This window comes from Desulfonatronovibrio magnus (assembly GCF_000934755.1).
Lineage (GTDB): Bacteria > Desulfobacterota > Desulfovibrionia > Desulfovibrionales > Desulfonatronovibrionaceae > Desulfonatronovibrio > Desulfonatronovibrio magnus.
The window spans coordinates 1-23,487 of record NZ_KN882177.1 but is presented as its reverse complement, the minus strand read 5'-3'; the positions used below and the strand labels follow the sequence as shown (position 1 = coordinate 23,487).

The 23,487-nt window shown below is 46.4% G+C and carries 24 protein-coding genes and 1 tRNA gene; 6 read left to right on the top strand and 19 right to left on the bottom strand.

The window, feature by feature from the left end:
• Positions 1–116: 116 nt before the first annotated feature.
• The 7 genes from LZ23_RS16320 to flgB form a co-directional block, all read right to left on the bottom strand.
• Positions 117–1,460, bottom strand: coding sequence for a FliI/YscN family ATPase (locus LZ23_RS16320; RefSeq protein ID WP_045215926.1), 1,344 nt, complete (start codon positions 1,458–1,460; stop codon positions 117–119).
• Positions 1,457–2,179: a FliH/SctL family protein gene (locus LZ23_RS16315; RefSeq protein ID WP_198146027.1), complete on the bottom strand. Its 723-nt coding sequence runs from the start codon at positions 2,177–2,179 to the stop codon at positions 1,457–1,459. The genes LZ23_RS16320 and LZ23_RS16315 overlap by 4 nt, the downstream gene beginning before the upstream one ends.
• On the bottom strand, positions 2,172–3,182 hold the full coding sequence (gene fliG / locus LZ23_RS16310) for a flagellar motor switch protein FliG (RefSeq protein WP_045215923.1): 1,011 nt from the start codon (positions 3,180–3,182) through the stop codon (positions 2,172–2,174). Before fliG ends, LZ23_RS16315 begins: the two co-directional genes overlap by 8 nt.
• Complete coding sequence (gene fliF, locus LZ23_RS16305) at positions 3,183–4,781, bottom strand: flagellar basal-body MS-ring/collar protein FliF (RefSeq protein ID WP_045215921.1); 1,599 nt, start codon at positions 4,779–4,781, stop codon at positions 3,183–3,185.
• Between the two features lie 95 nt (positions 4,782–4,876).
• Positions 4,877–5,188: a flagellar hook-basal body complex protein FliE gene (gene fliE, locus LZ23_RS16300; protein ID WP_045215919.1), complete on the bottom strand. Its 312-nt coding sequence runs from the start codon at positions 5,186–5,188 to the stop codon at positions 4,877–4,879.
• A gap of 145 nt (positions 5,189–5,333) precedes the next feature.
• On the bottom strand, positions 5,334–5,771 hold the full coding sequence (flgC, locus tag LZ23_RS16295; RefSeq protein ID WP_045215917.1) for a flagellar basal body rod protein FlgC: 438 nt from the start codon (positions 5,769–5,771) through the stop codon (positions 5,334–5,336).
• Positions 5,771–6,181, bottom strand: a complete 411-nt coding sequence (flgB, locus tag LZ23_RS16290; protein ID WP_045215915.1) for a flagellar basal body rod protein FlgB — start codon at positions 6,179–6,181, stop codon at positions 5,771–5,773. The genes flgC and flgB overlap by 1 nt, the downstream gene beginning before the upstream one ends.
• A gap of 1,322 nt (positions 6,182–7,503) precedes the next feature.
• On the opposite strand from flgB, the gene LZ23_RS16275 reads away from it, so the two are divergent.
• A complete protein-coding gene (locus LZ23_RS16275; protein ID WP_045215910.1) occupies positions 7,504–8,064 on the top strand; it encodes a tetratricopeptide repeat protein in 561 nt (186 codons plus the stop codon).
• A gap of 219 nt (positions 8,065–8,283) precedes the next feature.
• Positions 8,284–8,898 carry an IMP cyclohydrolase gene (locus LZ23_RS16270; RefSeq protein ID WP_045215908.1) on the top strand — a complete coding sequence of 205 codons (615 nt, stop codon included), beginning with the start codon at positions 8,284–8,286 and terminating at the stop codon, positions 8,896–8,898.
• A gap of 78 nt (positions 8,899–8,976) precedes the next feature.
• Here the strand turns inward: LZ23_RS16270 and LZ23_RS25160 are convergent, their stop codons facing one another.
• Entirely contained in the window at positions 8,977–9,129 is a 153-nt protein-coding gene (locus LZ23_RS25160) for a hypothetical protein (RefSeq protein ID WP_232300525.1), read from the bottom strand.
• On the opposite strand from LZ23_RS25160, the gene hflX reads away from it, so the two are divergent.
• Positions 9,109–10,542 carry a GTPase HflX gene (gene hflX, locus LZ23_RS16265; protein ID WP_232300524.1) on the top strand — a complete coding sequence of 478 codons (1,434 nt, stop codon included), beginning with the start codon at positions 9,109–9,111 and terminating at the stop codon, positions 10,540–10,542. The two genes, LZ23_RS25160 and hflX, sit on opposite strands and share 21 nt — an antisense overlap.
• Before the next feature lie 298 nt (positions 10,543–10,840).
• Here the strand turns inward: hflX and plsY are convergent, their stop codons facing one another.
• Positions 10,841–11,437 carry a glycerol-3-phosphate 1-O-acyltransferase PlsY gene (gene plsY / locus LZ23_RS16260; protein ID WP_045215906.1) on the bottom strand — a complete coding sequence of 199 codons (597 nt, stop codon included), beginning with the start codon at positions 11,435–11,437 and terminating at the stop codon, positions 10,841–10,843.
• 192 nt (positions 11,438–11,629) lie between these two features.
• Between plsY and LZ23_RS16255 the strand changes: the two genes are divergently transcribed.
• Positions 11,630–11,705: transfer RNA gene (locus tag LZ23_RS16255), tRNA-Phe, on the top strand.
• 180 nt (positions 11,706–11,885) lie between these two features.
• Here LZ23_RS16255 and LZ23_RS22860 read toward each other — a convergent pair.
• The 7 genes from LZ23_RS22860 to LZ23_RS25155 form a co-directional block, all read right to left on the bottom strand.
• On the bottom strand, positions 11,886–12,725 hold the full coding sequence (locus LZ23_RS22860) for a DNA-primase RepB domain-containing protein (RefSeq protein ID WP_157493290.1): 840 nt from the start codon (positions 12,723–12,725) through the stop codon (positions 11,886–11,888).
• Positions 12,726–13,078: 353 nt separating this feature from the next.
• The gene (locus LZ23_RS16245) at positions 13,079–14,557 is read right to left on the bottom strand and encodes a class I SAM-dependent DNA methyltransferase (RefSeq protein ID WP_045215904.1); all 1,479 of its coding nucleotides are present in this window, start codon (positions 14,555–14,557) and stop codon (positions 13,079–13,081) included.
• Between the two features lie 64 nt (positions 14,558–14,621).
• Positions 14,622–15,350, bottom strand: coding sequence for an AlbA family DNA-binding domain-containing protein (locus LZ23_RS25690; protein WP_052507454.1), 729 nt, complete (start codon positions 15,348–15,350; stop codon positions 14,622–14,624).
• Entirely contained in the window at positions 15,347–16,912 is a 1,566-nt protein-coding gene (locus tag LZ23_RS24775) for a restriction endonuclease subunit S (protein WP_052507453.1), read from the bottom strand. The genes LZ23_RS25690 and LZ23_RS24775 overlap by 4 nt, the downstream gene beginning before the upstream one ends.
• A 2-nt stretch (positions 16,913–16,914) precedes the next feature.
• Positions 16,915–19,671 (bottom strand): type I restriction endonuclease subunit R, encoded by a 2,757-nt coding sequence (locus tag LZ23_RS16230; RefSeq protein WP_045215902.1) that lies wholly within the window; start codon positions 19,669–19,671, stop codon positions 16,915–16,917.
• 171 nt (positions 19,672–19,842) lie between these two features.
• Positions 19,843–19,974 carry a hypothetical protein gene (locus LZ23_RS25380; protein WP_269745192.1) on the bottom strand — a complete coding sequence of 44 codons (132 nt, stop codon included), beginning with the start codon at positions 19,972–19,974 and terminating at the stop codon, positions 19,843–19,845.
• 82 nt (positions 19,975–20,056) lie between these two features.
• Positions 20,057–20,437, bottom strand: a complete 381-nt coding sequence (locus LZ23_RS25155) for an ORF6N domain-containing protein (RefSeq protein ID WP_232300523.1) — start codon at positions 20,435–20,437, stop codon at positions 20,057–20,059.
• A gap of 220 nt (positions 20,438–20,657) precedes the next feature.
• Between LZ23_RS25155 and LZ23_RS25150 the strand changes: the two genes are divergently transcribed.
• The gene (locus LZ23_RS25150; RefSeq protein WP_157493288.1) at positions 20,658–20,825 is read left to right on the top strand and encodes a hypothetical protein; all 168 of its coding nucleotides are present in this window, start codon (positions 20,658–20,660) and stop codon (positions 20,823–20,825) included.
• Positions 20,826–20,899: 74 nt separating this feature from the next.
• On the opposite strand, the gene LZ23_RS16220 is transcribed toward LZ23_RS25150, so the two are convergent.
• Positions 20,900–21,751: a virulence RhuM family protein/type II toxin-antitoxin system death-on-curing family toxin gene (locus LZ23_RS16220; protein WP_052507452.1), complete on the bottom strand. Its 852-nt coding sequence runs from the start codon at positions 21,749–21,751 to the stop codon at positions 20,900–20,902.
• A gap of 537 nt (positions 21,752–22,288) precedes the next feature.
• Between LZ23_RS16220 and LZ23_RS16215 the strand changes: the two genes are divergently transcribed.
• The gene (locus tag LZ23_RS16215; protein ID WP_045215901.1) at positions 22,289–22,756 is read left to right on the top strand and encodes a helix-turn-helix domain-containing protein; all 468 of its coding nucleotides are present in this window, start codon (positions 22,289–22,291) and stop codon (positions 22,754–22,756) included.
• A 71-nt stretch (positions 22,757–22,827) separates the two neighbouring features.
• On the opposite strand, the gene LZ23_RS24225 is transcribed toward LZ23_RS16215, so the two are convergent.
• Together LZ23_RS24225 and LZ23_RS16210 are read right to left on the bottom strand one after the other, a co-directional pair.
• Positions 22,828–22,986: a hypothetical protein gene (locus tag LZ23_RS24225; protein WP_157493286.1), complete on the bottom strand. Its 159-nt coding sequence runs from the start codon at positions 22,984–22,986 to the stop codon at positions 22,828–22,830.
• A gap of 13 nt (positions 22,987–22,999) precedes the next feature.
• A complete protein-coding gene (locus LZ23_RS16210; protein ID WP_045215899.1) occupies positions 23,000–23,350 on the bottom strand; it encodes a HepT-like ribonuclease domain-containing protein in 351 nt (116 codons plus the stop codon).
• Positions 23,351–23,487: the final 137 nt, after the last annotated feature.

The window sequence follows — 23,487 nt, the reverse complement described above, 5'->3', positions numbered from 1 at the left end:
CAGCCTTGATAAGTGGTACTTTCAGACTCCCACCTTCAACCTTCAGCCTTCCCTCCTTCCAACCTTCAACCTTCAGCCTTCAGCCCTCCAACCTTCAACCTTCAGCCTTCCAAACTTCAGCCTTGAGACTGCCCCTTTTCCTTTTTCATAATGCCCTGCAGCAGCTTGAAACTCTTTTCAAGAGAAAAACTCTCACCAACATTTTGCCTCAAAAAGTCATTAATCGGCCCAATCAGCTTGATGGCCTGGTCAATTTCCGGATTGCTGCCCTTGACGTAAGCTCCAATATTAATCATATCCGAAGCCCGGTCATAGGCGGCCATCAGTCTGATAATCTTCTGTCCTGCTTTGATAACATTCTGATCAGTAATATCTGCCCTTAAACGGCTGACGCTTTTAAGTACGTCAATGGCCGGGTAATGTCCCTGGTCCGCAAGTTCTCTCGTAAGCACAATATGCCCATCCAGAATTGAACGTACCGCGTCTGCCACAGGTTCATTAAAGTCATCCCCTTCCACAAGCACAGTATAAATTCCGGTAATGCTGCCCTTGGGACTTTTGCCGGTCCTCTCCAGAAGCTTGGGCAGCTGAGTAAAAACTGTAGGAGTATAACCCCTTGTGGTGGGCGGTTCTCCTGCTGCCAGACCGACTTCTCTCGCAGCCATGGCAAACCTGGTAACTGAATCCATCATCAACAGCACATCCTTGCCCTGATCGCGAAAATATTCGGCAATGGCTGTTGCTGCAAAAGCTGCGCGCATCCTGATGAGCGGACCCTGATCCGAAGTGGCCACCACCAGAACTGATCTGGCAAGACCTTCCGGCCCCAGGTCCTTTTCCATAAACTCTACAACCTCTCTGCCCCGCTCCCCTACCAGAGCAATAACATTGATATCTGCTTCAGTATACCTGGCCATCATGCCCATGAGAGTACTTTTACCCACACCTGATCCGGCCATGATTCCCACCCGTTGCCCCTTGCCCAGTGTCAGCAGAGAATTGATGGACTTGATGCCAACATCAAGGGGTTCATTGATGCGCGGTCGCTCGAGAGGGTTGAGTGGTTCCGCGTACAAAGGATAATATTTTCGGGGTTCAATTTTTTGAGCTGAATGCTTGAGAGGGTTGCCAAAAGCGTTTATGGCTTGTCCCAGGTATTGACTGCCTACGGGAATTAGTGGCGGCATGGAAGTGTTTTTGATCAAGGTACCGGGCTTGATGCCGCGCATATCTTCATAGGGCATGAACAGCACAGCCCCATCCCGGAAACCTACAACTTCGGCATTAATTGAGTTGTTAAGATCTTTTTCATCTGGAAGCAGACGACAGATAGATCCAAGTGGGGCCTTTATGCCCTGTCCTTCTACCACAAGACCTATTACCTTGGACACCTTGCCAAAAGTCAGCACAGGATTTACTTCAGACAGGAGATCAATGCAGGTCTTGGTATCTAAGGTCATGCACTTTCTTCTTCTAAGGAGAGCTGATCAACAATCTCTTTGATCTGTTTATAGCGGCTTTCAATGGTATTATCCACCATCCCGTTTCCATTTTCCAGGATCAGCCCTCCCTTACTGACTTTCTTGGATGCTTTCAAACGACATGATGCCATTTCAGGACGTTTCTGCCTTGCCTTTTCTAAGAGTTCACGCATAATCTTTTCATCTTTTGCGCTTACTGTCAGAGTCAGGCTTTTACTGCTTTCCGCCTGTTCTAAGGCCTGTTCTAAAAGGTTGCTCATTACGTCAATCTTGTTTGCCTCCAGTTCAATCGCCAGAATTTTGTCCAGAGATGCCTTGAGCACCATAGCTATGTCCTGACGATGTTCGGTCCATATTTTTCTTTTTTCCTGCTTAAGGGTATCAAATATCTTGGCAAGGCTGGCACTCAGCTCATCCTTTTGTGCGGCAATCTCCTCCTCAGCCTTAGACAGACCGGACCTGTGACCTTCTTCAAAGGCATGGCTTTTAATATCCCTGGCTTCAGCCAGAGCCTGGTTGATAATTTCCGTAGCCTTCTGCTTAGCCCTTGCCCGAACACGCTCCATAAACTTTTCTTCATTTTCCGGAGTCGCAATACGGACAGCATCGCGGGCTTCAGCATTAATTTCATCCAGACCTCTGGTCTGCAGACCAATTATAACCCTTCCTGTAGTCAATTTTCCTGCAGTATTAGACAAGGACATCGCCTCCTCCCTTGCCGGTTATGATTATGCGTCCTTCAGCTTCCAACCGGCGCACTATCTTGACCACATTCTGCTGAGCAGCTTCCACGTCACTGAGCTTTACAGGTCCCATGATTTCCAGGTCTTCTCGAATCATATTGGCTGCGCGCTCGGAAAGATTTTTGAAAAACTTTTCCTGAAGATCATCAGAGGCCGTCTTCAGGGCCAGTGTCAGGTCTTCATTGCTGATCTCCTTGAGCACCTCGCGCACCGCACGATCATCAAGCTCTTCTATATCATCGAAGACAAACATGAGCTGCCTGATTTCTTCAGCAAGCTGACTGGATTCTTCTTCAATATCCGAAAGAACTTCTTCTTCAGTACTTCTTTCAACTGCATTAAGAATTTCAGCCACAGACTGAACTCCGCCAACTTTACGGCCTTCTTTGGCGCCCATGGCTATGAGCTGGTTCTGTAAAACTTTATCAACTTCCATGAGCATATCCTCTGGTACTGCTTCAAGTTTGGCCAGCCGCATAAGCACCTCGGCCCGAATACCGGGGGGGAGGTTCTGCAACAGATCTCCCGCGCTTTCCGGAGGCAGGTGGCCCGTGATCAGGGCCAGGGTCTGGGGATGTTCATTTCTAAGAATCTGAGACAGAATCTTGGGGCTGACATTGCTGAGTTCCTTGAATGGAGTTGGCCCCACTTCCATGTCAAGGGCGTCCATGACATACTTGGCGGTATCTGCATCAAGAAGCTTGGTAAGCAGCCTTTTGACCTGTTCCGGACCCCCAAGAAGCATTTCCTTGCCCATAATAAGGGTCTGATTAAACTCTTTAAGCACTTCTTCAGCAACTTCTTTGGGCACACTCTCCATTTCCAGCATAGCCTTGGAAACCTTGGTGATTTCGCTTTTATCCAATTTTTTGAATACGTCCGACGTAAAATTGTCACCAAGGGCCAGCAAAAGTATTGCCGTCTTCTGCACGCCGGAAAGTCTACCCGGATATACCACTTACGCTTTCTCCTCTTTAAGCCACTTTTTGATCACCGCAAATGCCTGATCAAAATTATCATCAGCCAGTTGGGTTGCAAAGGCCTTGATATCTTCAATACGTTTGGAGGCCTGCATACCCTCCAGTTCCTCTTCACTCATGCCTGGAGCCAGAGCTTCAGGGCCCTGTCCTTCAGGCAGTCCAGCCACGTCTTCATCATCTTCAGAGACCTTGGGCTTAAGTATTGCCATGACAATAGGCCTTACCACGAGAAGAAGGAAAAGTAAAACCAGAAGTGCGTTAAGCAGGGGTTTTCCAATGATATTGAAATAATTAACCAGGTTGTCCATGAGGGTGGGTTCAGGCTCAACTTCCGGCATGCCAAAAGAGATATTGCTGACTTCAATATTGTCGCCTCTGGCATTGTCAAAACCTACAGCCCTTTCCACCAGCAGTCTGATTCTTTCCATCTCCTGCTGACTCAATTCTTCATATACGAGTTCACCTGCATCATTAGTCACGTACTTTCCATCCACCAGCACTGCTACATTAAGCCGGCTCACGTCACCTACCGACCCAATTATATTCTGCTCTTCCCTGCTGATTTCAAAGTTAGTGGTGCGAGTTTCCCTTGATGTCTCCTGAGAGGTGGCCGGACCGGTATAACCATCTCCCTGAAATGCAGGTTCAGGCACTCCAGCTTCCATATGTGTGTCGCCCCGGCTTTGCTCTTCTGAACGCTGCTCACTGCGCACTACTGCGCTGTCAGGGTCAAAAAGCTCTTTTCTTATGGTCCGACGATTGAAATCCAGATCTGCATTGACCCTGGCAATAACCCTGCCCGGACCTGTTATGGCGGTAAGCATATTCTCAATACGTCGCTCCAGATTCTGCTGAAAGGTCAGCTGATATTCAAGTTGAGTACTGGTCAGGCCATCTATGGTGTCGGACCTGGGCTCATAGAGCACTCGTCCCCGGGTATCTGAGATGGTAATTTGTTCTGCAGTCATGCCTTCAACCCCGGTTGCAATGAGGTTGACAATACTTTGTACCTGTCTGGAGTCCAGAGCCTGGCCTGAACGTAACTGCAGCACAACAGAAGCTGAGGGAACCTGCTGTTCCTCAATAAAAAGACTTCTGCTGGGCATCACAAGGTGCACCCTGGCGTGATCAACTTCATCAAACTCGGCAATAGTCCGGGCCAGTTCTCCCTGAAGGGCGCGCTGATAATTTATTCTCTGTACAAAGTCGGTTTGACCAATTCTGCTCTCATCAAACAACTCATACCCAATGCCTGAACCATGCATAACCCCTTCACCGGCTACTACCAGCCTCAGCCTGTGCAGATCATCCCTTGGCACACTAACGGTTGTTCCGCCGTCTTCCAATCTGTACCTGGCATTTTCTCTGTCCAGAACATTCATTACCCTGGAGGCGTCCTCTGTATTCAGGTTGGTGTAAAGTATTTCATAATCAGGCCTGGTCATGAAAAACATGAGCATAATAAAGGTAAGAATTACAGAACCTGCAAGACCGCCTATGAGAATTCTCTGCGATAAAGTGCTGTTGGCCCAGATACTGGTGGCCCTGGTCATGAATTGTTCTAATGCGGGAGGCATGGCAAACCCCTTGTTGATTAAAGTAGTTAGTGTGTATCCTGTCAGTCGCTGATTATTGGCAGCATCTCCAAAACCGTAAAAACATCAACAATCGGTTAAAACGGCATGTGCATCAACTCTTTGTAAGCCTCCATGACCTTTCCGCGAACCGCGGTAGTCATCTGCATGGCTATGCTGCTTTTTTGCATGGCAATCATGAGCTCGTGAACATTTTCATTCTCGCCCGCTGCAAATGATTTTATCATTTCATTTTTTTCAGTATTCATACTGTTTACCTTGCTCAGTGAATTCTTGAGAGTATCACTGAAGTTATCGTAAATCTTGTTTTGAGTCTGAGGTTTTTTAAACTCATTGCCTGTCTGTAAAGCATCAGCATATGCCTTCATGGCCATGGGTGATATGGACATCTTATCCCTCCGCAAATCCTGCCGCTTATCAGTGTCTGACAGGTATATTCAATATTTGTCATCTTTATAGCTGAACCAGTCTGAATCATGGAATTAATAAAATTACAATACATTCTGTACTATAGTTTGAACTGATTCAACCTGCCTATCTTCCTATTTCCATAGCTTTCTGGAACATGCTTTTAGCCGTGGTTATGGATGCAACATTTGCCTCGTAGGTACGCATGGCTGTCAGCATATTGGCCATCTCCTCTACAACATTGATATCCGGCATCTGGACATATCCATCATTATTAGCATCGGGATGCCCCGGATCATAAACCATTTTAAATGGTCTGTTGTCGTTAAGAACGCTTTTGGCCTTAACCCCTCGAAGTTCTCGTTCCAGCTCTGACTGCATAGCCTTGCCAAAAGGTGTTTCCACGGGAGTAGCCTGAAAAAGAACTGTTTTCCTGCGATAAGGACCGCCTTCAGGGGTTCGTGTGGTATTCACATTGGCCAGGTTCATGGAAATGACATTAAGGTGGGTTCTCTCCGCACTTAATGCTGATGCCCCTATGTCTAAAGTTTTCATAAAACTCATTATTTGCCTCCTTCAGTAATTGCTGATTTTAACCCTTCAAAATTTTTATGCTGCACCTGAGCCAGAGCATTGTACATAAGGGTGTTCTTGGCTTTTACTGCCATTTCTTTGTCAAGATCTACAGCATCTTCACCCTGATATACCCTTGGCTCGATACTTTTAAAAAAATCTGAGCCAAACTTTGAGGGATCAAACTGGGCCGGCATGTGCATATTACTTGTTCTGGTGACTTTGCCCCGTCCATCGATCTGAAGGGCGGCCTGAAGATTTTCTTCAAACTCAACACGCCTGGCCTTGTACCCTGGTGTGTTGACATTGGCCAGGTTGGACGAGACAACATTTTGACGCTCAAGACGCATGTCAAGAACTCTTGAAGCGACATGGATATGTGTTCCAAACAGTGATTTCATTGCATACACTCCTTTATATTAAGGTTGGTGTTTTTTGTGTTTCCAGTCATTCAAAGCAAGTCCTGTTCCAATACGCATAAAGTTCAAAAAAACAGTCATGTACAAGGCAGGATTGAGGGGGGAGGGGCAGAGGGAAGAAGGCAGAAGGCAGAGGTCAGGAGCATTACGCGCTTACAAGTAACTGGAATCGTTTTGCTAATAAAATCAAATGTTTACAATTTTCATGTTTTTACGATTTTGGCTTATGATTGATGCACATTTGCCTGAAAAATTCCGTCAAAGATTAGAGCTTTGCGCCTGGCACAGGGACTGTCCCACGCTGTGTAAATTTTTTCATTTAAGCAAATTTTTTCCAGGAACCAATGCAGTATCATGCTTTATTATAGTACCTTGCGGGGACTGTCCCAATTTTCAGAAAAGTGACAGAGTCTTAAAGTTACTCGCAGGTTCGGTCCTGGTCCGCCCGGGTGAGGAGCTTCTAAGTAACTAAAACCAAATTAGCAATAAATTCAAAGCATTATGCTTTTACCATAAAGATTGCTTCGGTCGCTTAGGTTCCCTCGTGGGTGACAAGTTTTCAGCAACTACATCCCTGACACCTCAGCTGTCATTGCGAGCGAGTCTTCGAGCGCGGCAATCCTTGTTGCGAGCGAAGCGAAGCAATCTCGTGTTAAGGCTGATTTTTTAGTTACTCGCAGGTTCGGTCCCGGGCCGCCCGGGTGAGGAGCTTACAAGTAACTGGAGTCGTTTTGCCAACAAAATCAGACGGTTATAATTTTCACAATTTTAAGATTTTTACATATGATTGATGCACATTTGCCTGAAAAATTCCGTCAAAGATGAGAGCTTTACGCCTGGCACAGCTTCCTGCCCGGAGGCTTACAGCCCGGAGGGGGACTGTCCCTCGCTGTGTAAATTTTGTCATTAAAGCAAATTTCTTCCAGGAACCAATGCAGCATCAATCTTTTTTATAGTACCTCGCGGGGACTGTCCCAATTTCCAAATATGGGACTGTTCTTCAAGGTGGAGGCGGCTTCCAGCCGCCTGGTCTTTGATAGCCTGCAGGATGCAGGCTCCACCTTAAAGGCAATTACTCACAGGTTCGGCCCGGTTCCAGTCCCCCCAGGCAGGGAGCTTACTATATACTTGAAGTTTATCAATACAACCTGCCACATCATGGCACACATGTTGCTTAGATTTTTAACAACGGGCATTTTTTCTCACACAGCAAAAAATGCTTATGCACGTAATATAGTAGTTAACCATACCAACTGATCATCAACATGTTTTATACTTTTTGAAAACTTAATTGGAGGAGAATTATGACTAACAATCTGGATTACGAAATCAACAAAGAACTTGGTGAATGTTATCTGTTTATGGGTGAACTCGATAAAGCTGAACAATATTATCAAAAAGCTGCAGGTTCCAATGGGGTTCACGCAGATCCTTACCTTGGTCTGGCCACCATTGCTGTGCAAAAAGGGGAGCTTAAAAAAGCCGGCACCCTGTACGAAAAAGCCACCAAAGTTGAGCCCAATGACAAAGCTTTTGCCGGCCTTGGCCTCATAGAAACTGAAATTGGATCACATGACCGGGCTTACAACCTTTTCGAGCAGGCTCTCAAGGTCAACCCTGGAAACCTCATTGCCCTTTATGGTCTTGTCCAGACTGCTTACGTCCTTAACAAGACTGAAACCGCTATTGAGTATCTTGAAAATGCCCTGGAGATTGATTCATCCCAGGTTGATGTAAGATTCTCCCTTGCTGGATGCCTTCAGAGTCTTGGACGCACTGAAGATGCAAGGAATCATATTGAAGCTATCCTGGAAAACGAACCGGACAACGAACCGGCAAAGGAACTCCTGTCTGAACTATCCTGATAAGGTTTCTCCTCCCCAATACAAGGCTGGTCCCGGCATTATCATGGGGAAAATGCCGGGACTGGTCCAAAAGAATATTTCTTGCCAGAACTGCTATTTTCTGACACGAAATATTGGTACATGCCGGAACAGGCAAAATTGAACCTGCAACAGGTTAAATGCAAAATATTTACCTTGGAGCACCTACCCTGCAACATGTACCAGAAGTAGAGGAGAAGAATGAATTATTTGCCTATTAAAAGAGCCCTTATCAGCGTTACTGACAAAACAGGCATTATTGACCTGGCCGGTTTTCTGACAAAAAATAATGTGGAAATAGTATCTACAGGCGGGACAGCCAGGCTGATTCGTGAGAATAACATTGAGGTGACCGGCATCAGCCAGGTTACCGGTTTTCCCGAAATACTGGGTGGCCGTGTCAAAACTTTGCACCCCAAGGTGCATGGTGGAGTGCTGGCAGATAAAGACAATCCTGATCACGATAAAACCCTCAAAGAGCAGGATATTGGTTATTTTGATCTTGTCTGTGTTAATCTCTATGATTTTGCCGGCGCAGTGGCTGGCCAGGCAGATATAAAAGATGCAGTAGAAAAAATTGACATTGGCGGACCAACACTGTTGCGGGCTGCTGCCAAAAACTTTCACAGCGTATGCGTACTTCCGCATCCTGACTATTATCAGACGTTTATGAATGAGTTGAGCAAAAATGGTGCTATAGACCTGGCTTTCAGACAGAAAACAGCCTGGTTCACCTTTGATCTCACCTCAAGGTACGATACCATGATAGCTGATTATTTGCACCGCAAGACAGACACACACTCAGATGAAAGTTAAAGACAAGGAGAATTTTCTATAGCCAGAAAACCAAGAGGAAACCTGACCGGGCTTAAGCCCAGTCAAATCAAGGCCCTGTCAAGGCTTTACTTCAGGGTATATCCTGCCAGTCCTGGATTTACGCCTGAACAGCTTCATGAACTGGCAGATCTTACCAGCCAGATTAAACGCCAGATAGGTCTGCTCATAGACAGGCGCGGGCATGTTTTCATGGTCATAGTAGGAGACCATGAAAGCATACTTATCCCCCAGTTAGACAGGGCACGCCAGAGTACCGGCAGGCTGCGGGGCATAAGGCTTTTCCATACTCATATCGGGTCCTCCCCCCTGAGCCGTGAAGATGTCATGGACATGGTTTTTCTGCGTCTGGACTCCATTGCACTTCTGAACATTGACGAGCAAGGCGATCCGGACAAGTTTCAATGGGCTCATCTTCTACCCCCCAATCCCAAAAATGATCCCTATCTCATCCATGAACCAGTCCCCTGGACACATGTTGATTTTGATTTCGCCAAGACAGTTGATTCTCTGGAAAAGGAACTGGATCGCAGCCAGGCATCCATTGAAACAGGATCCCAGTCAGGTCGCTGTCTGCTCATTAGTGTAGGACAGGCTCCGAGAAAAGTTCTTGAAAACTCACTTTCAGAACTGGCAGATCTTGCTGAAACCGCAGGGCTGCAAGTGGCCGGGACCATGATTCAACGAGTAGCAAGGGTTAATCCCAGGTTCATAGTTGGGAAAGGCAAGCTGTCCGAGCTCGAGGTCATGGCTTTGCAGCATAACGCATCAATCCTGGTGTTTGATCAGGAACTTACTCCCACACAGCTTAGAAATATTGCCTCTATCACTGAAAGAAAAGTGATAGACCGCACCCAGCTAATCCTGGATATTTTTGCCCAGCATGCCACATCCAAAGGGGGCAGACTTCAGGTGGAAATGGCTCAGCTAAAGTACACACTACCAAGACTCGTCAAGCAGGACCGGGCCCTGAGCAGGTTGACCGGTGGCATTGGCGGCAGGGGGCCTGGTGAAACCAAGCTTGAACTGGACAGAAGAAAAATCAGAGATAGAATAAAAAAGATTAAGGATGATCTGCAAAACCTGCGCAAACATCGCCAGAACACAAGATCCAAAAGGCAGCAGGAAGACATTCCTGTTGTTTCTCTTGTTGGTTATACCAATGCTGGCAAATCCACCCTGCTCAACACCCTTACCCACAGCGATATTCTTTCAGAAGACAAGTTGTTTGCCACATTGGACCCCACCAGCAGAAGACTCAGGTTTCCCAAAGATAAAGAAGTAATCCTGACTGACACTGTCGGCTTTATCAAAGACCTGCCCAAAGATTTACAGGAAGCATTCATGGCTACGTTGGAAGAATTATCCCAGGCCCATGTTCTGGTCCATGTAGCAGACTCTTCTCATCCGGATCTGGAACAGCAGGTTCAGGCAGTGGAAAACATTTTGGAGCAGCTGGGACTTCAGGAAAAAACTATTATTCTTGCCCTCAACAAATGGGACCGACTTGATGACCAGACCCGCACCCTTGTCAGCAACACCTACCCCATGGGTATTCCCATTTCAGCACTTAGGCGGAATTCCCTGACTGACTTGGTCCAATCCATTGAAAATCACCTGACCTGACACACCTCGCAGCCCCCAGCCTGTCAAGAACAATAAGCCTCGCAACACCCAAAAAAAAGCGCCCTGACATGGGCGCTTACAAGTGTAACTATAAAAAAACCGTCACCCCGGTCCCGGATTAGATCCGGGACCGGGGTGACGGTTAAAACAAATTATGACATATTTCCGTCATTCCGGCGAAAGCAGGAATCCAGGTTTAAACAGCGTGAGTCACTCCCTGGTTTGCAGTCAGGCAGATCGAGTGAAACGCTTACCAGATTACCAGCATGTATACTCGATAAAATTAACAAAAAAGTTGCTAATCTTCATTCACGTTTTTACGCCAGCTGCTTTCCTCACCGCTCAGCAAGCGATGAATATTTTCTTCATGTCTCCAGAAAACCAGTCCCATAAGCAGCAGAGCAGCAATAATATAAGCAAAATTGCCGCTGAGAAGAAAGACAACAGGTGCTGCTGTAACTAAGGCAAGGGATCCGAGAGATACAAAGCCTGTCAAATAAATGACCGCCAGACAGATACCAATGGCCCATACTGTAGCCATGGGGGCAAGACCAAGAAATACGCCTACTGTAGTTGCTACACCCTTGCCGCCTTTACCGTAAAGGAATACGGAATACATGTGTCCTGCTACAACTGCCAGTCCTGTGAGGGAAACAAGAACGATTGACCCACTGAAGCTGAAAGCCAGGAGGATGGGAAGATATCCTTTAAGGATATCAAGAATCAGGACCGCCAGACCGTACTGAAAACCACAGACTCTGGCCACATTTGTAGCACCAATGTTTTTACTGCCATGCTGCCTTGGGTCTATCCTGCAGAAACCCTGAGCGATCATGAGGCCAAAAGGCAGCGAGCCAAGAATGTAGCACAAGCCTAACCAGATGATAGATACCATTATTCACTCCTTGTCATTACTTAAAGATGATGAGAAAATTAAGGATTCAAAAAAATTTATGAACTATTGACTCCAAACAAAAATAGCCAATAACCTGATTTTGGAAAAAAGTAAATTTTATTTTTTAAAAAAAAGTTCTTGCCATCAAATTTACTCTCGGATATAGATCTATCTTCCAACGACATGGCAAAAGCCGAGGTAGCTCAGTCGGTAGAGCAGGGGACTGAAAATCCCCGTGTCGGCGGTTCAATTCCGTCCCTCGGCACCAATAAAATCAAGGGTTTACAGGATTTTTTCTGTAAACCCTTTTTTATTGGTAAGCACATAGTAAGCAAAAAAATCTGTTTTTTTTGCCAAAAAAATAATTATTGAGAGCCATCAAATTTCTTATCTGCTCTTTTGCATCAAATTATTTTAATCAATTTTTTCATCAAAAAAATGCTTTTCATTAAATTTCCATTCCAACCCTTTCATTATCCATAAATGGATAATGATACCCTTCTGATTTTTTCAGGCGCATATACTCTGCACACTCCCTGCTCAGTTCCCGTGAAACTACCTCGTAACTATATCCGGCATATTTTGTTTCCATGAGCTTGGCTTTGAATGCTGTCCGCTCCAGATATTCATCCACATGGCCTTTTTTCTTGTCCTCAATATCTAGTCGTGTCTGCCTTAAAATGGATACTGTCTCACCTGTGCTCTTTGTAACCCTGTAAACAAGTCTGCAGAAAGCAAAATCAATTACACTGCTGTCTAAGGATTTATGACGCTTCAGATATTCTTTTTCCAGGGCATGATAAGTATTCAGAAGATCGGGGGCATTGAGAGAAGACAGCATGTTCTGGTAATGTTCACTTTTACTCAGCTGATCAACTTGCCTTGCCCTGACATTTCCCAGCCTTTCCTTTGCGATAAAAACCAACTCTTCACTCATCCTGCATTCCTGGCCTTTATGTTCATGAAGCAGAACAAAAGGAAAACCCTTGCCCTCGATAAATCTTTCATGCTTACGATTTGTAAATCCGGCCAGTCTACCAAAGTGTGATGCATCTGCACTGCCTGGATCGCCATCATATTTCCTGGCCAGATACCTGGCAATTTCTGTTCTTGTAGGAATATCCACATCTCGGTCCAGCTTGAGCCAAACCTGAAAATTGTGTTCGCTGGTTTCCATAACCAGGGCAGGAGAAAGTCCATCATTTTTCATCTGCTCAATATCTTCAATATCAATATCATCAATTCTGTCCATGTCCGTAGCCTTTGGCCGAACAATAAATGTTTTCATGTTTGCATAAAATATGCTTATTTTACAATACTTTTTTTCGAAAAATTTTTTCTTTTGCAACAATATCTGTCTCAGTTGACATGATTATGAATTGTTATATCGAGTAATTTATTTGAAAGTTGTCCAATATATGGGCCAGGAATATCGAAATATGCAAGATATAGCATGCATATTTGAACGATATCTCAAATGAGTTGAAAAAAAAGATTAAGACAGACAAAAGCGATACGCTGCTTTTGCAAAAAATTGGAGTATGCTTACAAAGATGCTGTCATGTTGCTGATGTAGCAACTAAAGTGGAAGTGGAGTTTGGGGGGTAATCAAATGGCTTAGATGAGTGCAAGCAAAGTATCTTATCGTCCATTGATGGATTCCATGATCCGCCTGAAACTCTGGGCGCCGGCTTCGAGGTTTTCCACGATCTCTTCGGCCAGCACATCCGGGTCGGGCAGGTTGTCCAGATCAGCCAGGCTTTCATCCCTGATCCAGAAGATGTCCAGGCTGGTTTTGTCCCGGGCGATGATCTCGTCATACGTGAATCTGCGCCACCTGCCGTCCGGGTTGTCTTCAGACCAGGTTTCTTTGCGCTGGTGGCGGTTCCCGGGATTGTAGCAGGCAATAAAATCCTTGAGGTCCTGGTAGGTCATCAGATTCTTTTTCTTGGTAAAATGAATATTGGTCCTGAAATCATAGAACCAGACTTCTCTGGTCCAGGGCTCCTTGGCTGCGGGTTTATTATCGAAAAAGATCACATTGGCCTTCACACCTTGAGCGTAAAAGATCCCGGTAGGAAGTCTCAGGATGGTGTGCAGGTCGGTATTGTCCAGTAGCTTTCGACGCACTGTTTCACCGGCTCCCCCTTCAAAGAGCACATTGTCCGGCACCACCACTGCTGCCTGCCCGTTTGTCTTGAGCATGGTCCGCACATGCTGGACAAAATTGAGCTGTTTGTTGGAGGTTGTAGCCCAGAAATCCTGCCGGTTGTAGCGCAAGTCTTCCTTTTCCTGCTTGCCTAGACCATTGGTAATGGTGATGCTGCTTTTCTTGCCAAAGGGAGGATTAGTCAGGACATAGTCGTACCGATCACCGGTATCTGCGATCAATGCATCATTGGGTGAAATGGCTGATTCACCGGTAATTTCTCCGATGTTATGCAGAAAACAGTTCATGAGTGCCAGGCGGCGGGTGTTGGCTACGATCTCGTTGCCGAAAAAGGTCTGGTTTTTGAGAAACTTTTTCTGTTCCTTGTCCAGACTATACTCCCTGACTAAAAAATCATAGGCAGCCAGGAAAAACCCGCCTGTGCCGCAGGCCGGGTCAGCGATGGCCTTTAAGGGTTCTGGCCGGACGCACTCCACCATAGCTCGAATCAGGGATCTTGGGGTAAAATACTGCCCAGCACCGCTTTTGACGTCTTCAGCGTTTTTTTCCAGCAGGCCCTCATAAATATCGCCTTTGACGTCAGCGCCCATCATGACCCAGTTTTCCGCATCGATCATGTGGATGATCTTGAAGAGCTTAGCCGGGTCCTGGATCTGGTTCTGAGATTTGACAAAGATCTGGCCGATCATGCCTTTCTGCTTTCCCAGGCTTCTTAGCAGGGTGATGTAATGGGCTTCCAGGTCCGCGCCTTTCCTGGATTTCAGGCTTTCCCAGCTGTATTCTTCCGGAATGCCTACATCTTTTTTGTAAATCCTGCCGTATTCATCAGCCATCTTGAGGAACAAAAGATAAGTGAGCTGTTCCAGATAATCGCCGTAACTCACCCCGTCATCACGCAGGGTATGGCAGAAACTCCAGACTCTTGAAACAATGCTTGCCGTGTCGTTCATATTATTCTTCGATCTCATTAAAAGTAAATGTTTTGGGCTGACATCAGATCGTGCCTTTTCAGGGTTAAACACCCAACAACAGCTTTTCGGTATTGCCCTCGCTGAAGCGGATAATTACAAAACTTCCCAGTGGCCTTCCTTTCACCCGCCAATTCGGCGCAGCAATCCGTCTTGCCGCAGTTTCTGAATATTTCGCTGTACCGATCGCTCGGTAATGCCAATCTGTAAAGCTAACTCCGGGATGGTAACAGAAGGCTTTTCCCTGCAAATATCCAGAATCTTTCCCGACGCTTTCCCGACGCTTTCCCGACGTTTTCCCGACGTTTTCCCGACTCTTTCCCGACGCCACATCCGTATTCGGCGAACTATCTGATGAAATGTTCACCAAATCAAGCTCTTCTTTGGAGTTCACCCGTCGTTTGTCCGCTCCGCTCTTCAGCCAGATCACTCCGTTCTTGTCGAAGTAAGGCTTATCAAGCCCATTAGGCACGGTCAGCAAGATCACCACGCGGCCATTATCTAAGCTAATATTTTCGGTTCGAACCGTCAGCGGGCTTTTGACAAGGTGACTGGCGGCATTGCTGATGAGTTGATTGATCCGGGCCACATCGGCCTTGTCAAGCCCTGGTGTGCCGCCGTCATCAGCCACACCCAGGTAGATTGTCCCGCCCTCGGAATTGGCAAACGCAGCCAATTCAGAGGCCAGGGATTCAGCATTGCGTATATCTGCCTTGAACTGGCGAGTGCTGTCTTCCCCCAGAGAGATCTGGGCTTGAAATTCATTGATGTTCATCTTTTAATCCCCTTCAGCTGGGCCTTTTCCTCCCGGATACGCGCAAGCAGGCTTTCCGCCGAGTTTTCACCGGAAATCAGTTCCGGGTGTTCCGCCCTCCACTCCCTGGTCAGCTCCCCTTCAAATGCCTTTTTGAGAATGCTCTGCCGGAGGGCTTCAGCCTTTTTCAGGCTGTCTTCAATGGTTTTTTCCAGCTGGTCACAGACAGAGAGGCGGGTTTCGATTTCGGAGACGATGGCTTGTTGTTCATTTAGATTTGTTATTGGTAATTTTAGTGTCTTGAATCTTTCAGTACTTATTTTCTTCTGCGCAACACCTTTTGTAATCAAACCTAATTGTTTTTTTACATAAACATTTTTAAGACAGTTCATTACATATCTTCTGTCCGCAAATTTTTCCCAAACCCTAAATTTTAAACAATCTGCTGTTAGAATAGCGATCGAATTATTTTCAGGGTAAATCGTGCAATCACCAGGCGGATCGCCCATTTTTGTGATTAAAATATCTAACGGTTTTACACTGTGAGGTATTAGTTCTTGAAATTTTTCCTTTGAAACGTATTTTTGATTGATCGAAAAATTTTCATTTGTAATATGCTTCACAAAAATAAGGGGTATTCCCTCTGATTTATAATCAGCAACTTTTAAATTACTCCCAAAAGGGCCTATTCCGATTGAATAGTTGTCTGTTGAGCAAACAGATTCAGGATAACACCACCCCCACCCCTCGGGCAGTTCCGGCAACTCAGCCAGTTCCTTTTCCGTCAATGGAGGCAGGTCTTTGGGCTTTCTGGGCTTGGCGGGGTTCTTACTGCCGTCTTTCTTTGCCTGTTCGCAGGCCTTTTTCCATTCCTCCACCTGTTGCTGATAGTGGGCTTCCCGTTCTTCCTTGATGCGCTCCAAAAGCTTTTCAGCAGGTTCCGGAAGATTCCCGGCCTGTATCTGCTGCTCGCGCCATTCCTGGGTCAGCTTGCCCTCAAAGGCATATTTCAGCACGGCCTGGCGATAAGTTTTCAACTGTTCCCGGGCTTTTTTCAGGCTTTCGATGCCGTTGTCCAGCTCGGAAAAGAGTTCTTCGATTTTTTCTACGATGGCATGTTGTTCAGGAAGGGGGGGAACTTTTATAGGTATTTGCTTCATGGCAGCCTGGTTTAACTTTAATCTGGTTGTACCAGTTACGAAATACCTATAATCTAATTGGTTTAAATAATGACACAAATATCTATTAGAAGAGTATGATTTTAATACATGGGCATGATTATTAACCCAAAATTTCCCATTTACAATGTACGCTTTACTCTTAAACACTTCTAAAAATGGCGCACCATCTTCCCCTAGTAAAATATATTCACCGTCAAAAATGTAATCATCAATCCATCCAACTTGCCCTGTTGCTCCATAATATGGGAACAATAATCTTTTATCTTTCCCGGAAATTCTGGACTGCCTATCTTTGATGTTTACTGGAATTCTTTGCCTATCCAGTATTTCACAAATATCATCAAGCTTCGCTATTTCCCAATTTTCAGGTAAAGATTCTTTGAGATTCTCAAAAGCTAACATATTTACGCCGCCAACGCCTCATTCATCTCATCAATAATCGCATCCAACTCATCACCAAACAACTGGTACATCTTGCCAATGCCGCCCTGTCCGTCAAACGGGGCGTAATCCAGATCATCCCTTTCAATATGCGCGGAGCTGATGACATGGTCCTTGATCATGCGCAGCCAGGTCATCTGCTCCTCGCTGAATTTTGCGGCAGCCCCGGCCTGTTTGCCAAACACCCATTTTTTAAAATTGCGGTCCACGGTCTGATCAAAAGCAGTCAGGGTCTCATCAATACCTGTAATCCGCCGGATCAGGGAAACAAGGGCTGTGAGTTCGCTTTTCGGGGATCTGCCTTTCACCTTTTCCACCTGTTCAAAGGCCTGCCAGACCCTGGCCGGGGCAAGCCCGGGCTTTTTCAGCCTCAAGGTATCCAGCACTTCCCGAAGCATGGAATAGGTGACATGGCGGCGGTTGTACGGCTGGCTGTAGAATATGGAAAGGGCCGTAATCTCATCCTTGTGGGCCTGCATAAAGGCTTTAAAATCCTCAATGACCTCCTGGGCCTTTATACCGGCCTGCCTGTCCCACCCGGCAAATTCAAGCCTGTCCAGATTAACAGTGTCGATGATCTGCTCATGAGATTTGCGCACGGTTTCAATGTATTCGTTCAGCTCGCCGGTGAAGGTGTCTCTGGCCCGGTGAATCAATTCCTTTTGGGCAGTCTGCTGTTGATTCTTATCCGGATCTGTACCCGGCGGCAGATCAAACTTTTGCGCAGCGTGTTCAATGATTCTGTCCGGATTATGGGCATCCAGGAGTTCATGCGTCAGCTGATTAATGGATTTCCCCTGGGCCAGCTTTTTGAACCTGTCTCGCTCATTATCCGAGATCTGCTTATCCAGCCGGGCCAGGCGGCCGGCCAGGGACGAATACAGGTCCTCGTCGGTCTGTCCCATGAGCACGGCCTGGAGCAGATCCTTCAAGGGAACTGATTTTTTGCTCTCCAGGGGGCGGCTGTCGGTTTTAACTGATTTACTAACGCCCACGGCATCCACGATCACAAATCCGGTTTTGGCGCTATGCACCGAAGGAGTCACCTTTTTCAGGTCATCATAGCCCTGGGTCCGGGTTCCCCTGCCCTTCATCTGTTCAAAATAATTTCTGGAACGGACATCGCGCATGAAGACCAGGCATTCCAGGGGTTTTACATCCGTGCCCGTGGCGATCATATCAACAGTGACCGCGATCCTGGGGTTGTAATCATTGCGGAAGGAGGCCAGTACGGATTTGGGGTCTTCCTCGGACCTGTAGGTGACCTTTTTGCAGAAATCATTGCCCTCGGCAAATTCCTCGCGCACTATCTGAATAATATCATCAGCATGACTGTCGGTTTTGGCGAAAATAAGGGTTTTGGGGATTTCTTCGCGTCCGGGGAACATTTCCGGGAGTTTATCCCTGAAGGCCTTGATCACGTTTCTGATCTGGCTGGGATTGACCACGTCCCGGTCCAGATCGCTTGGTGTGTAAACAATTTCTTCATCAAGCTGCTCCCAGCGCTTTTTCCGGGTCAGGCGCTCGCGCTTGTCCACCCATTGCTCGGCCACCAGCCTGGCCCCGTCCTTAGTGATCTTTGTCTCTATCAGATAGGTGTCAAACCCCACATTGACCCCGTCGGCCACGGCTTCTTCATGCCGATATTCACTGACCACGTTTTCATTGAAAAAGGCAAAGGTCCGCTTGTCCGGGGTGGCGGTCAGGCCGATGTAAAAGGCGTCAAAATAATCCAACACCTGTTTCCACAGGTTGTAGATGGAGCGGTGGCATTCATCGATCACGATCAAATCAAAAAATTCCGGGGGGACCTTTTCATTATATTCAATTTCCCTGGGCGAACCCGCAGCCACGAATTCATGGGGGTTGGTCTGCTCCGCAGTATCTTCCAGGTCTTCACCCTTGAGAATGGAATACATGCGCTGGATGGTGCTGATGCACACCTGGCTGTCCGGCGGCACGTACTTGGAATTCAGCCGCCGCACGTTATATAGCTCGGTGAATTTGCGGTTGTCGTCACTGGGCAGAAAGCCCATGAACTCCTGCTCAGCCTGCTCTCCCAGGTTTCTGGTATCCACCAGAAACAAAATCCGTTTGGCATCCGCGTATTTGAGCAGGCGGTAAACAGAAGTTATGGCGGTGTATGTTTTGCCGCTGCCCGTGGCCATCTGAACCAGGGCTCTGGGCCTGTTTTCCCGGAAGGATTTTTCAAGCCTGGTAATGGCCCTGATCTGGCAGTTTCTAAGCCCCTGCACAGGCAGGTCCGGCATGTGCTGCAGGCGCTGGCGCAGGCTGGTTTGTTGCTGGATACTTTGTTTTAATGTGACTGGATGATGAAATGAAAAAACCGGGCGGGCGCGGGGTTTGGGATCTCTCATGTCTGTAAAACGGGTTAATATGCCGGTGCTTTCATAAACAAAAGGAAGGGGCTGGTCGTCTGCGAACCATTTCAGCCTGCTCTGGGCGTAAAATTCAGCCTGGGTTTCATGAGTGCTCAGGCGATGGCCTTCGGTTTCTTTCTTGGCCTCGATCACGCCCAAAGGCTTGCGGTCCACAAACAAAACATAATCCGCAGGCCCCACGTCGGTCTGATATTCCCGAACCGCAAGCCCAGGCCCAAGACTCCAGTTGATGGCTGTTTTATCAACAACCACCCACCCGGACCTCTCAAGCATTGCATCAATGCTGTCCCGTGCTGTTTGTTCTGGCGTTTTGTTCATGGTATGGGTTTGATGAGGTGTTGTAATGGATGCATCTCAGGTTGTGGTGCGACAGCGCCGGAATCCTGCGCATACGCTTGTTAAAACCTCTATTGCTGATAGCTCGGGTTTTTCAACAAATTCATGAATCATACCAGCCCGGACAAGCTCGAAGCTATGAGTTTACTCAAACTATTTGTTCTTTTTCTTTATCAAATGCTTGAATTTCAATACCGCAAAATTGATCTCAATGGACGTTTCAGTATCCGTGGTCTTTAAGTCATCATCCAGTATTTCAGCAATGATCTCACCGCTTTTCTGCATCAAACCCTGCTGTTCGGATTCATCTTTGACATCCGAAAGAATTTTGATGTTTCTGGAAAGTTCCCTGATCTTGGCAAAGGTCTCAATGATGGCAATGGTGGTCTGTACAGCCTGTGGGCTTTTCAGGACCCCGGTGAAATCCTCTTCGAGGTGCTGCGCATTTCACAGGGCAAGTAGTCGCCAGCATATAGAATCCTTTTTCTGTAAATGCTTTTGGAAGGGCGGTGGAGTGCTTGAGTCGATTGAACCGGTCGAAATTTTCGACCAGTTGTTTTTTTTCGTTTAAAGTCAGCTCTTTAACATAATTATCTGGAAACCGTTCCGGATTATTCTTTACAGCTTCGTTAATGCGCTTAGTTTCCACTCCATAGAGTTCTGCCAGGTCACTGTCCAGGATCACCTTGTGCCCTCTGATTTCCAGAACTCTGTTTTCGACATTTTCAAACTTAACGATATTACTCATGTTTATTAACCTTGATCCCGATTTGACCGTTCATTAAGGCGCTGAACGTGCTCCTTACGGGTTGAATATCCGGGTTGCAGGCGGCCCGATTCAATCCTGGCCGTCAGATCGCTTACCTGGTCCTCTGTTATTATTAAAAAGGCTGCGGCCCTGTGTCCGGGCAGGGCACATGCATTAATTGCTGACAGGGGAACCCTATTTATTCCTGTTAAGGATACTTATGATCAATCTTTTCACTGTTTCCATCTCATCCGGTCTGCTCACCGCTATGAACAGGGTCAATCCTGCCAGGGGCTCATTGCTGATGGTCAGTACATCCTGTCAGGCTGTTGAAAATCTCCCAATTGCTGCGTCGCTTCAAAAAGTTCAAACTCTTACGTATGGATAAATACGCTGCGACCTTGAACTTTTTTTGCTCCTTGAACTTGGAATTTTTGAACAGCCTGCCTGATAAGGACTTTTTCAACACACTTCCAGGTGGACATCAGGCGATTGTTTTTTTTGCAGAAACAATAGAAAGCTTGCTGCTGCAATTAGCTTGTTCCCATCAACAAAGGCGTGATTCTTGACTATGAGATATAGCAGGGTCGCGGCTTTTTCCTCAAAGGACGGATACAAATCCTGATTGCCGAATCCCTGACGGATATGTTCCACCGCACTTTTAAAGCCTGGCCCCTGCTCCTGTCCGAAAACTTGCGAACCAAAATCCTTGCGCATCTGTCTTATGACAGCCTGGTACTCTTCATAGGATGGATATGCAACTGCTGCCCTGGTATCGCCTTTGGTATCAAGTCTTTCCTGGTCGTAGTCATCCAGCAGGCGCAGGCCGCTGGCGTAGAGCTTCAGCCATTCAAAGTCTGTATCCCCTGCCTTTTCTTCAATAGCCCGACTTAAGATACGGATGCCGTCTTTTAACTGCCTTACTTCCTGGTGTTTCTGGGACAAACGCTTTTCATTAATGGCATAGCCATGGAGCAGGTAATCCTTAAGCCTCTTTGTAGCCCACTGTCTGAACTGGGTGGCACGAATTGAATTGACTCGATACCCCACAGATATGATGACATCAAGATTGTACAGGTTCATTTTTCTTTTTTTGCCATCAGAGGCAACCTGTTCCAAAATGGAACAGGTTGCCTGCTTATCAAGTTCACATGATTTATAAATGTTGCTGATATGTTTAACAATGGCCGGACGCTGCACACCAAACAACTGGGCTACCTGATGTGCATCAAGCCAGACCGTATCCTGATCAAACGTAACTTTGATCTGAGTCTGACCGTCACTTTCCCTGTATATTTCTACCCTGTTTTCCATTCTCTCAGCTTGTGTGTTTGTTTTGCTTGTTTGTTTGGTGCTTGGGCTCGGACCGAGATAGTTTGCTGAATTATCGAATCATTCGCTCCAAAATATGCCAATATTCTGCCTTAGAGAGCTTGTTTCACCCTCAAAATTGCACTGTAAGAGTTTTCAGATTGCAAGTGGAGTCCTGATATACCATGTTCCCAGGGTGTTATTAGACAAGTGTTGAAGTAAAGCTATGTTGAATTAAGTTCCGGTCAACTAACCACTTTTTTGTAGGGATTACAAGGAAAAATGCTGTCAGCAGAATTCAAGCCGAGCTTTTACATATCTTTCTGGTTCTGCAGATTAAATCTTCTGATCTCCCCGGATAGCTTGGCAATGGTGGCAGCCAAAACAGCAGCATCATCTAACATAAATACCTTCAGCTACTCCAAATTATTTCCTTTCAATCACTCTTCGATGCAGTCCCTATTTGGTTGATTCAGATCACCTTTCTGAGTATTTTGGCTCTGGCGATTCATTTTTTTACCTTTTAACTGGAGGCATACTATGATTGAGCTTGAAAAAAAATTTTGTCCCAACAAGCTGTGCAAACAATATGGTTTAAGTAATAAAGGCAACATTTCTATTCGCGGAAAGTATGGCAAAGACAAAAGTCGCACCTTGCTTTACTGCCGTACCTGCGGCAAACGCTTTGCCTCCACTCATTCCAGCCCCGTATTCGGAACGCATATCCCGGCCGAGACTATCCGCCAGATAATTCATCACACGGCCGAAGGGGTTGGAGTACGAGCTACTGCGCGCTTATTGGGTCTGGACAAAGATACCGTCAACCGCGTGATTTTGCGGGCCGACGAGCACTGTGCCCGTGTGCTTTCTGATCTGTTAATGTCGCTTGAATTGACCGATACCCAAATCGACGAGTTGTGGTCCTTTGTAAAAAAAAGAAAAATACTGGCAGCACCGAAGACCTCGAAGGCCAAAACGGACGAACATGGCTCTGCACAGCTCGCTTAGCTCTTCGATGCTCAACATGGAATTCAATCTGTGAAGCCCCAGAAAAATGATTGTATCAAAAAACGCCTTGTTCATAACTCCACTTCCCGGCCTCCAAACATCTTCTTTCTCTGGACAGCCTGTTCAAAAAGTTCACTGTCTTCAGGACTCAGGTCACTGAGCATGCCAGCGTATTTCATGATGTCAGGCTTTGGGCCCGGGTGCTTTTCTTTTAGAATTTCTTCTTTCATAAGGTGAATCATTTCAATTATTTTGATCACTTTGCAGAATTTTTTCTATGGAAACAGCAACTTTTGGCAGCTCGTCAATACATACATACCAAATGATATCAATGTTCACTCCAAAATAGTCGTGAATAAGTTTATCTCTGATGCCAGCCATACTTTTCCAGGGTACATCGCTATAGCGCAAGCGTGTGTCTGTGCTAAGGCTTTTGGTTGCCTCACCAATGATTTCCAGATTGCGTATAACAGCATCCTGGGTTTTATAGTCCCTGGCAAATAAAGAGTAATCTAAGCCGGAAATATAGCTCAATGTCCTTTTGATGGCCTCCTGAATATCCAGAAGATATGCTTTTTCCGACCGCTTAGACATAGGTAGTTTCCTTTTCAATGGAGTCGGCAATTTCAGGCAGTCGAATCTGCTTCACGCCGTCAGATGTAAGTACATCTACTTTCCCCCCCAAAACATCTTCAAGGTACTCGCAAAGCTCCATAAACTTGAATCCAAGT

What these genes read in the sequence shown, in the direction of transcription:
- LZ23_RS16320 (WP_045215926.1), bottom strand. Translation starts at nt 1,460, where the DNA reads ATGACCTTAGATACCAAGACCTGCATTGATCTCCTGTCTGAAGTAAAT.
- fliF (WP_045215921.1), bottom strand. Translation starts at nt 4,781, where the DNA reads ATGCCTCCCGCATTAGAACAATTCATGACCAGGGCCACCAGTATCTGG.
- fliE (WP_045215919.1), bottom strand. Translation starts at nt 5,188, where the DNA reads ATGTCCATATCACCCATGGCCATGAAGGCATATGCTGATGCTTTACAG.
- flgC (WP_045215917.1), bottom strand. Translation starts at nt 5,771, where the DNA reads ATGAGTTTTATGAAAACTTTAGACATAGGGGCATCAGCATTAAGTGCG.
- flgB (WP_045215915.1), bottom strand. Translation starts at nt 6,181, where the DNA reads ATGAAATCACTGTTTGGAACACATATCCATGTCGCTTCAAGAGTTCTT.
- LZ23_RS16275 (WP_045215910.1), top strand. Translation starts at nt 7,504, where the DNA reads ATGACTAACAATCTGGATTACGAAATCAACAAAGAACTTGGTGAATGT.
- LZ23_RS16270 (WP_045215908.1), top strand. Translation starts at nt 8,284, where the DNA reads ATGAATTATTTGCCTATTAAAAGAGCCCTTATCAGCGTTACTGACAAA.
- hflX (WP_232300524.1), top strand. Translation starts at nt 9,109, where the DNA reads ATGGTCATAGTAGGAGACCATGAAAGCATACTTATCCCCCAGTTAGAC.
- LZ23_RS25160 (WP_232300525.1), bottom strand. Translation starts at nt 9,129, where the DNA reads ATGGTCTCCTACTATGACCATGAAAACATGCCCGCGCCTGTCTATGAG.
- plsY (WP_045215906.1), bottom strand. Translation starts at nt 11,437, where the DNA reads ATGGTATCTATCATCTGGTTAGGCTTGTGCTACATTCTTGGCTCGCTG.
- LZ23_RS22860 (WP_157493290.1), bottom strand. Translation starts at nt 12,725, where the DNA reads ATGAAAACATTTATTGTTCGGCCAAAGGCTACGGACATGGACAGAATT.
- LZ23_RS16245 (WP_045215904.1), bottom strand. Translation starts at nt 14,557, where the DNA reads ATGAACGACACGGCAAGCATTGTTTCAAGAGTCTGGAGTTTCTGCCAT.
- LZ23_RS25690 (WP_052507454.1), bottom strand. Translation starts at nt 15,350, where the DNA reads ATGAACATCAATGAATTTCAAGCCCAGATCTCTCTGGGGGAAGACAGC.
- LZ23_RS24775 (WP_052507453.1), bottom strand. Translation starts at nt 16,912, where the DNA reads ATGTTAGCTTTTGAGAATCTCAAAGAATCTTTACCTGAAAATTGGGAA.
- LZ23_RS16230 (WP_045215902.1), bottom strand. Translation starts at nt 19,671, where the DNA reads ATGAACAAAACGCCAGAACAAACAGCACGGGACAGCATTGATGCAATG.
- LZ23_RS25380 (WP_269745192.1), bottom strand. Translation starts at nt 19,974, where the DNA reads ATGCAGAAAAGCGGTGAGATCATTGCTGAAATACTGGATGATGACTTA.
- LZ23_RS25155 (WP_232300523.1), bottom strand. Translation starts at nt 20,437, where the DNA reads ATGAGTAATATCGTTAAGTTTGAAAATGTCGAAAACAGAGTTCTGGAA.
- LZ23_RS25150 (WP_157493288.1), top strand. Translation starts at nt 20,658, where the DNA reads ATGATCAATCTTTTCACTGTTTCCATCTCATCCGGTCTGCTCACCGCT.
- LZ23_RS16220 (WP_052507452.1), bottom strand. Translation starts at nt 21,751, where the DNA reads ATGGAAAACAGGGTAGAAATATACAGGGAAAGTGACGGTCAGACTCAG.
- LZ23_RS16215 (WP_045215901.1), top strand. Translation starts at nt 22,289, where the DNA reads ATGATTGAGCTTGAAAAAAAATTTTGTCCCAACAAGCTGTGCAAACAA.
- LZ23_RS24225 (WP_157493286.1), bottom strand. Translation starts at nt 22,986, where the DNA reads ATGAAAGAAGAAATTCTAAAAGAAAAGCACCCGGGCCCAAAGCCTGAC.
- LZ23_RS16210 (WP_045215899.1), bottom strand. Translation starts at nt 23,350, where the DNA reads ATGTCTAAGCGGTCGGAAAAAGCATATCTTCTGGATATTCAGGAGGCC.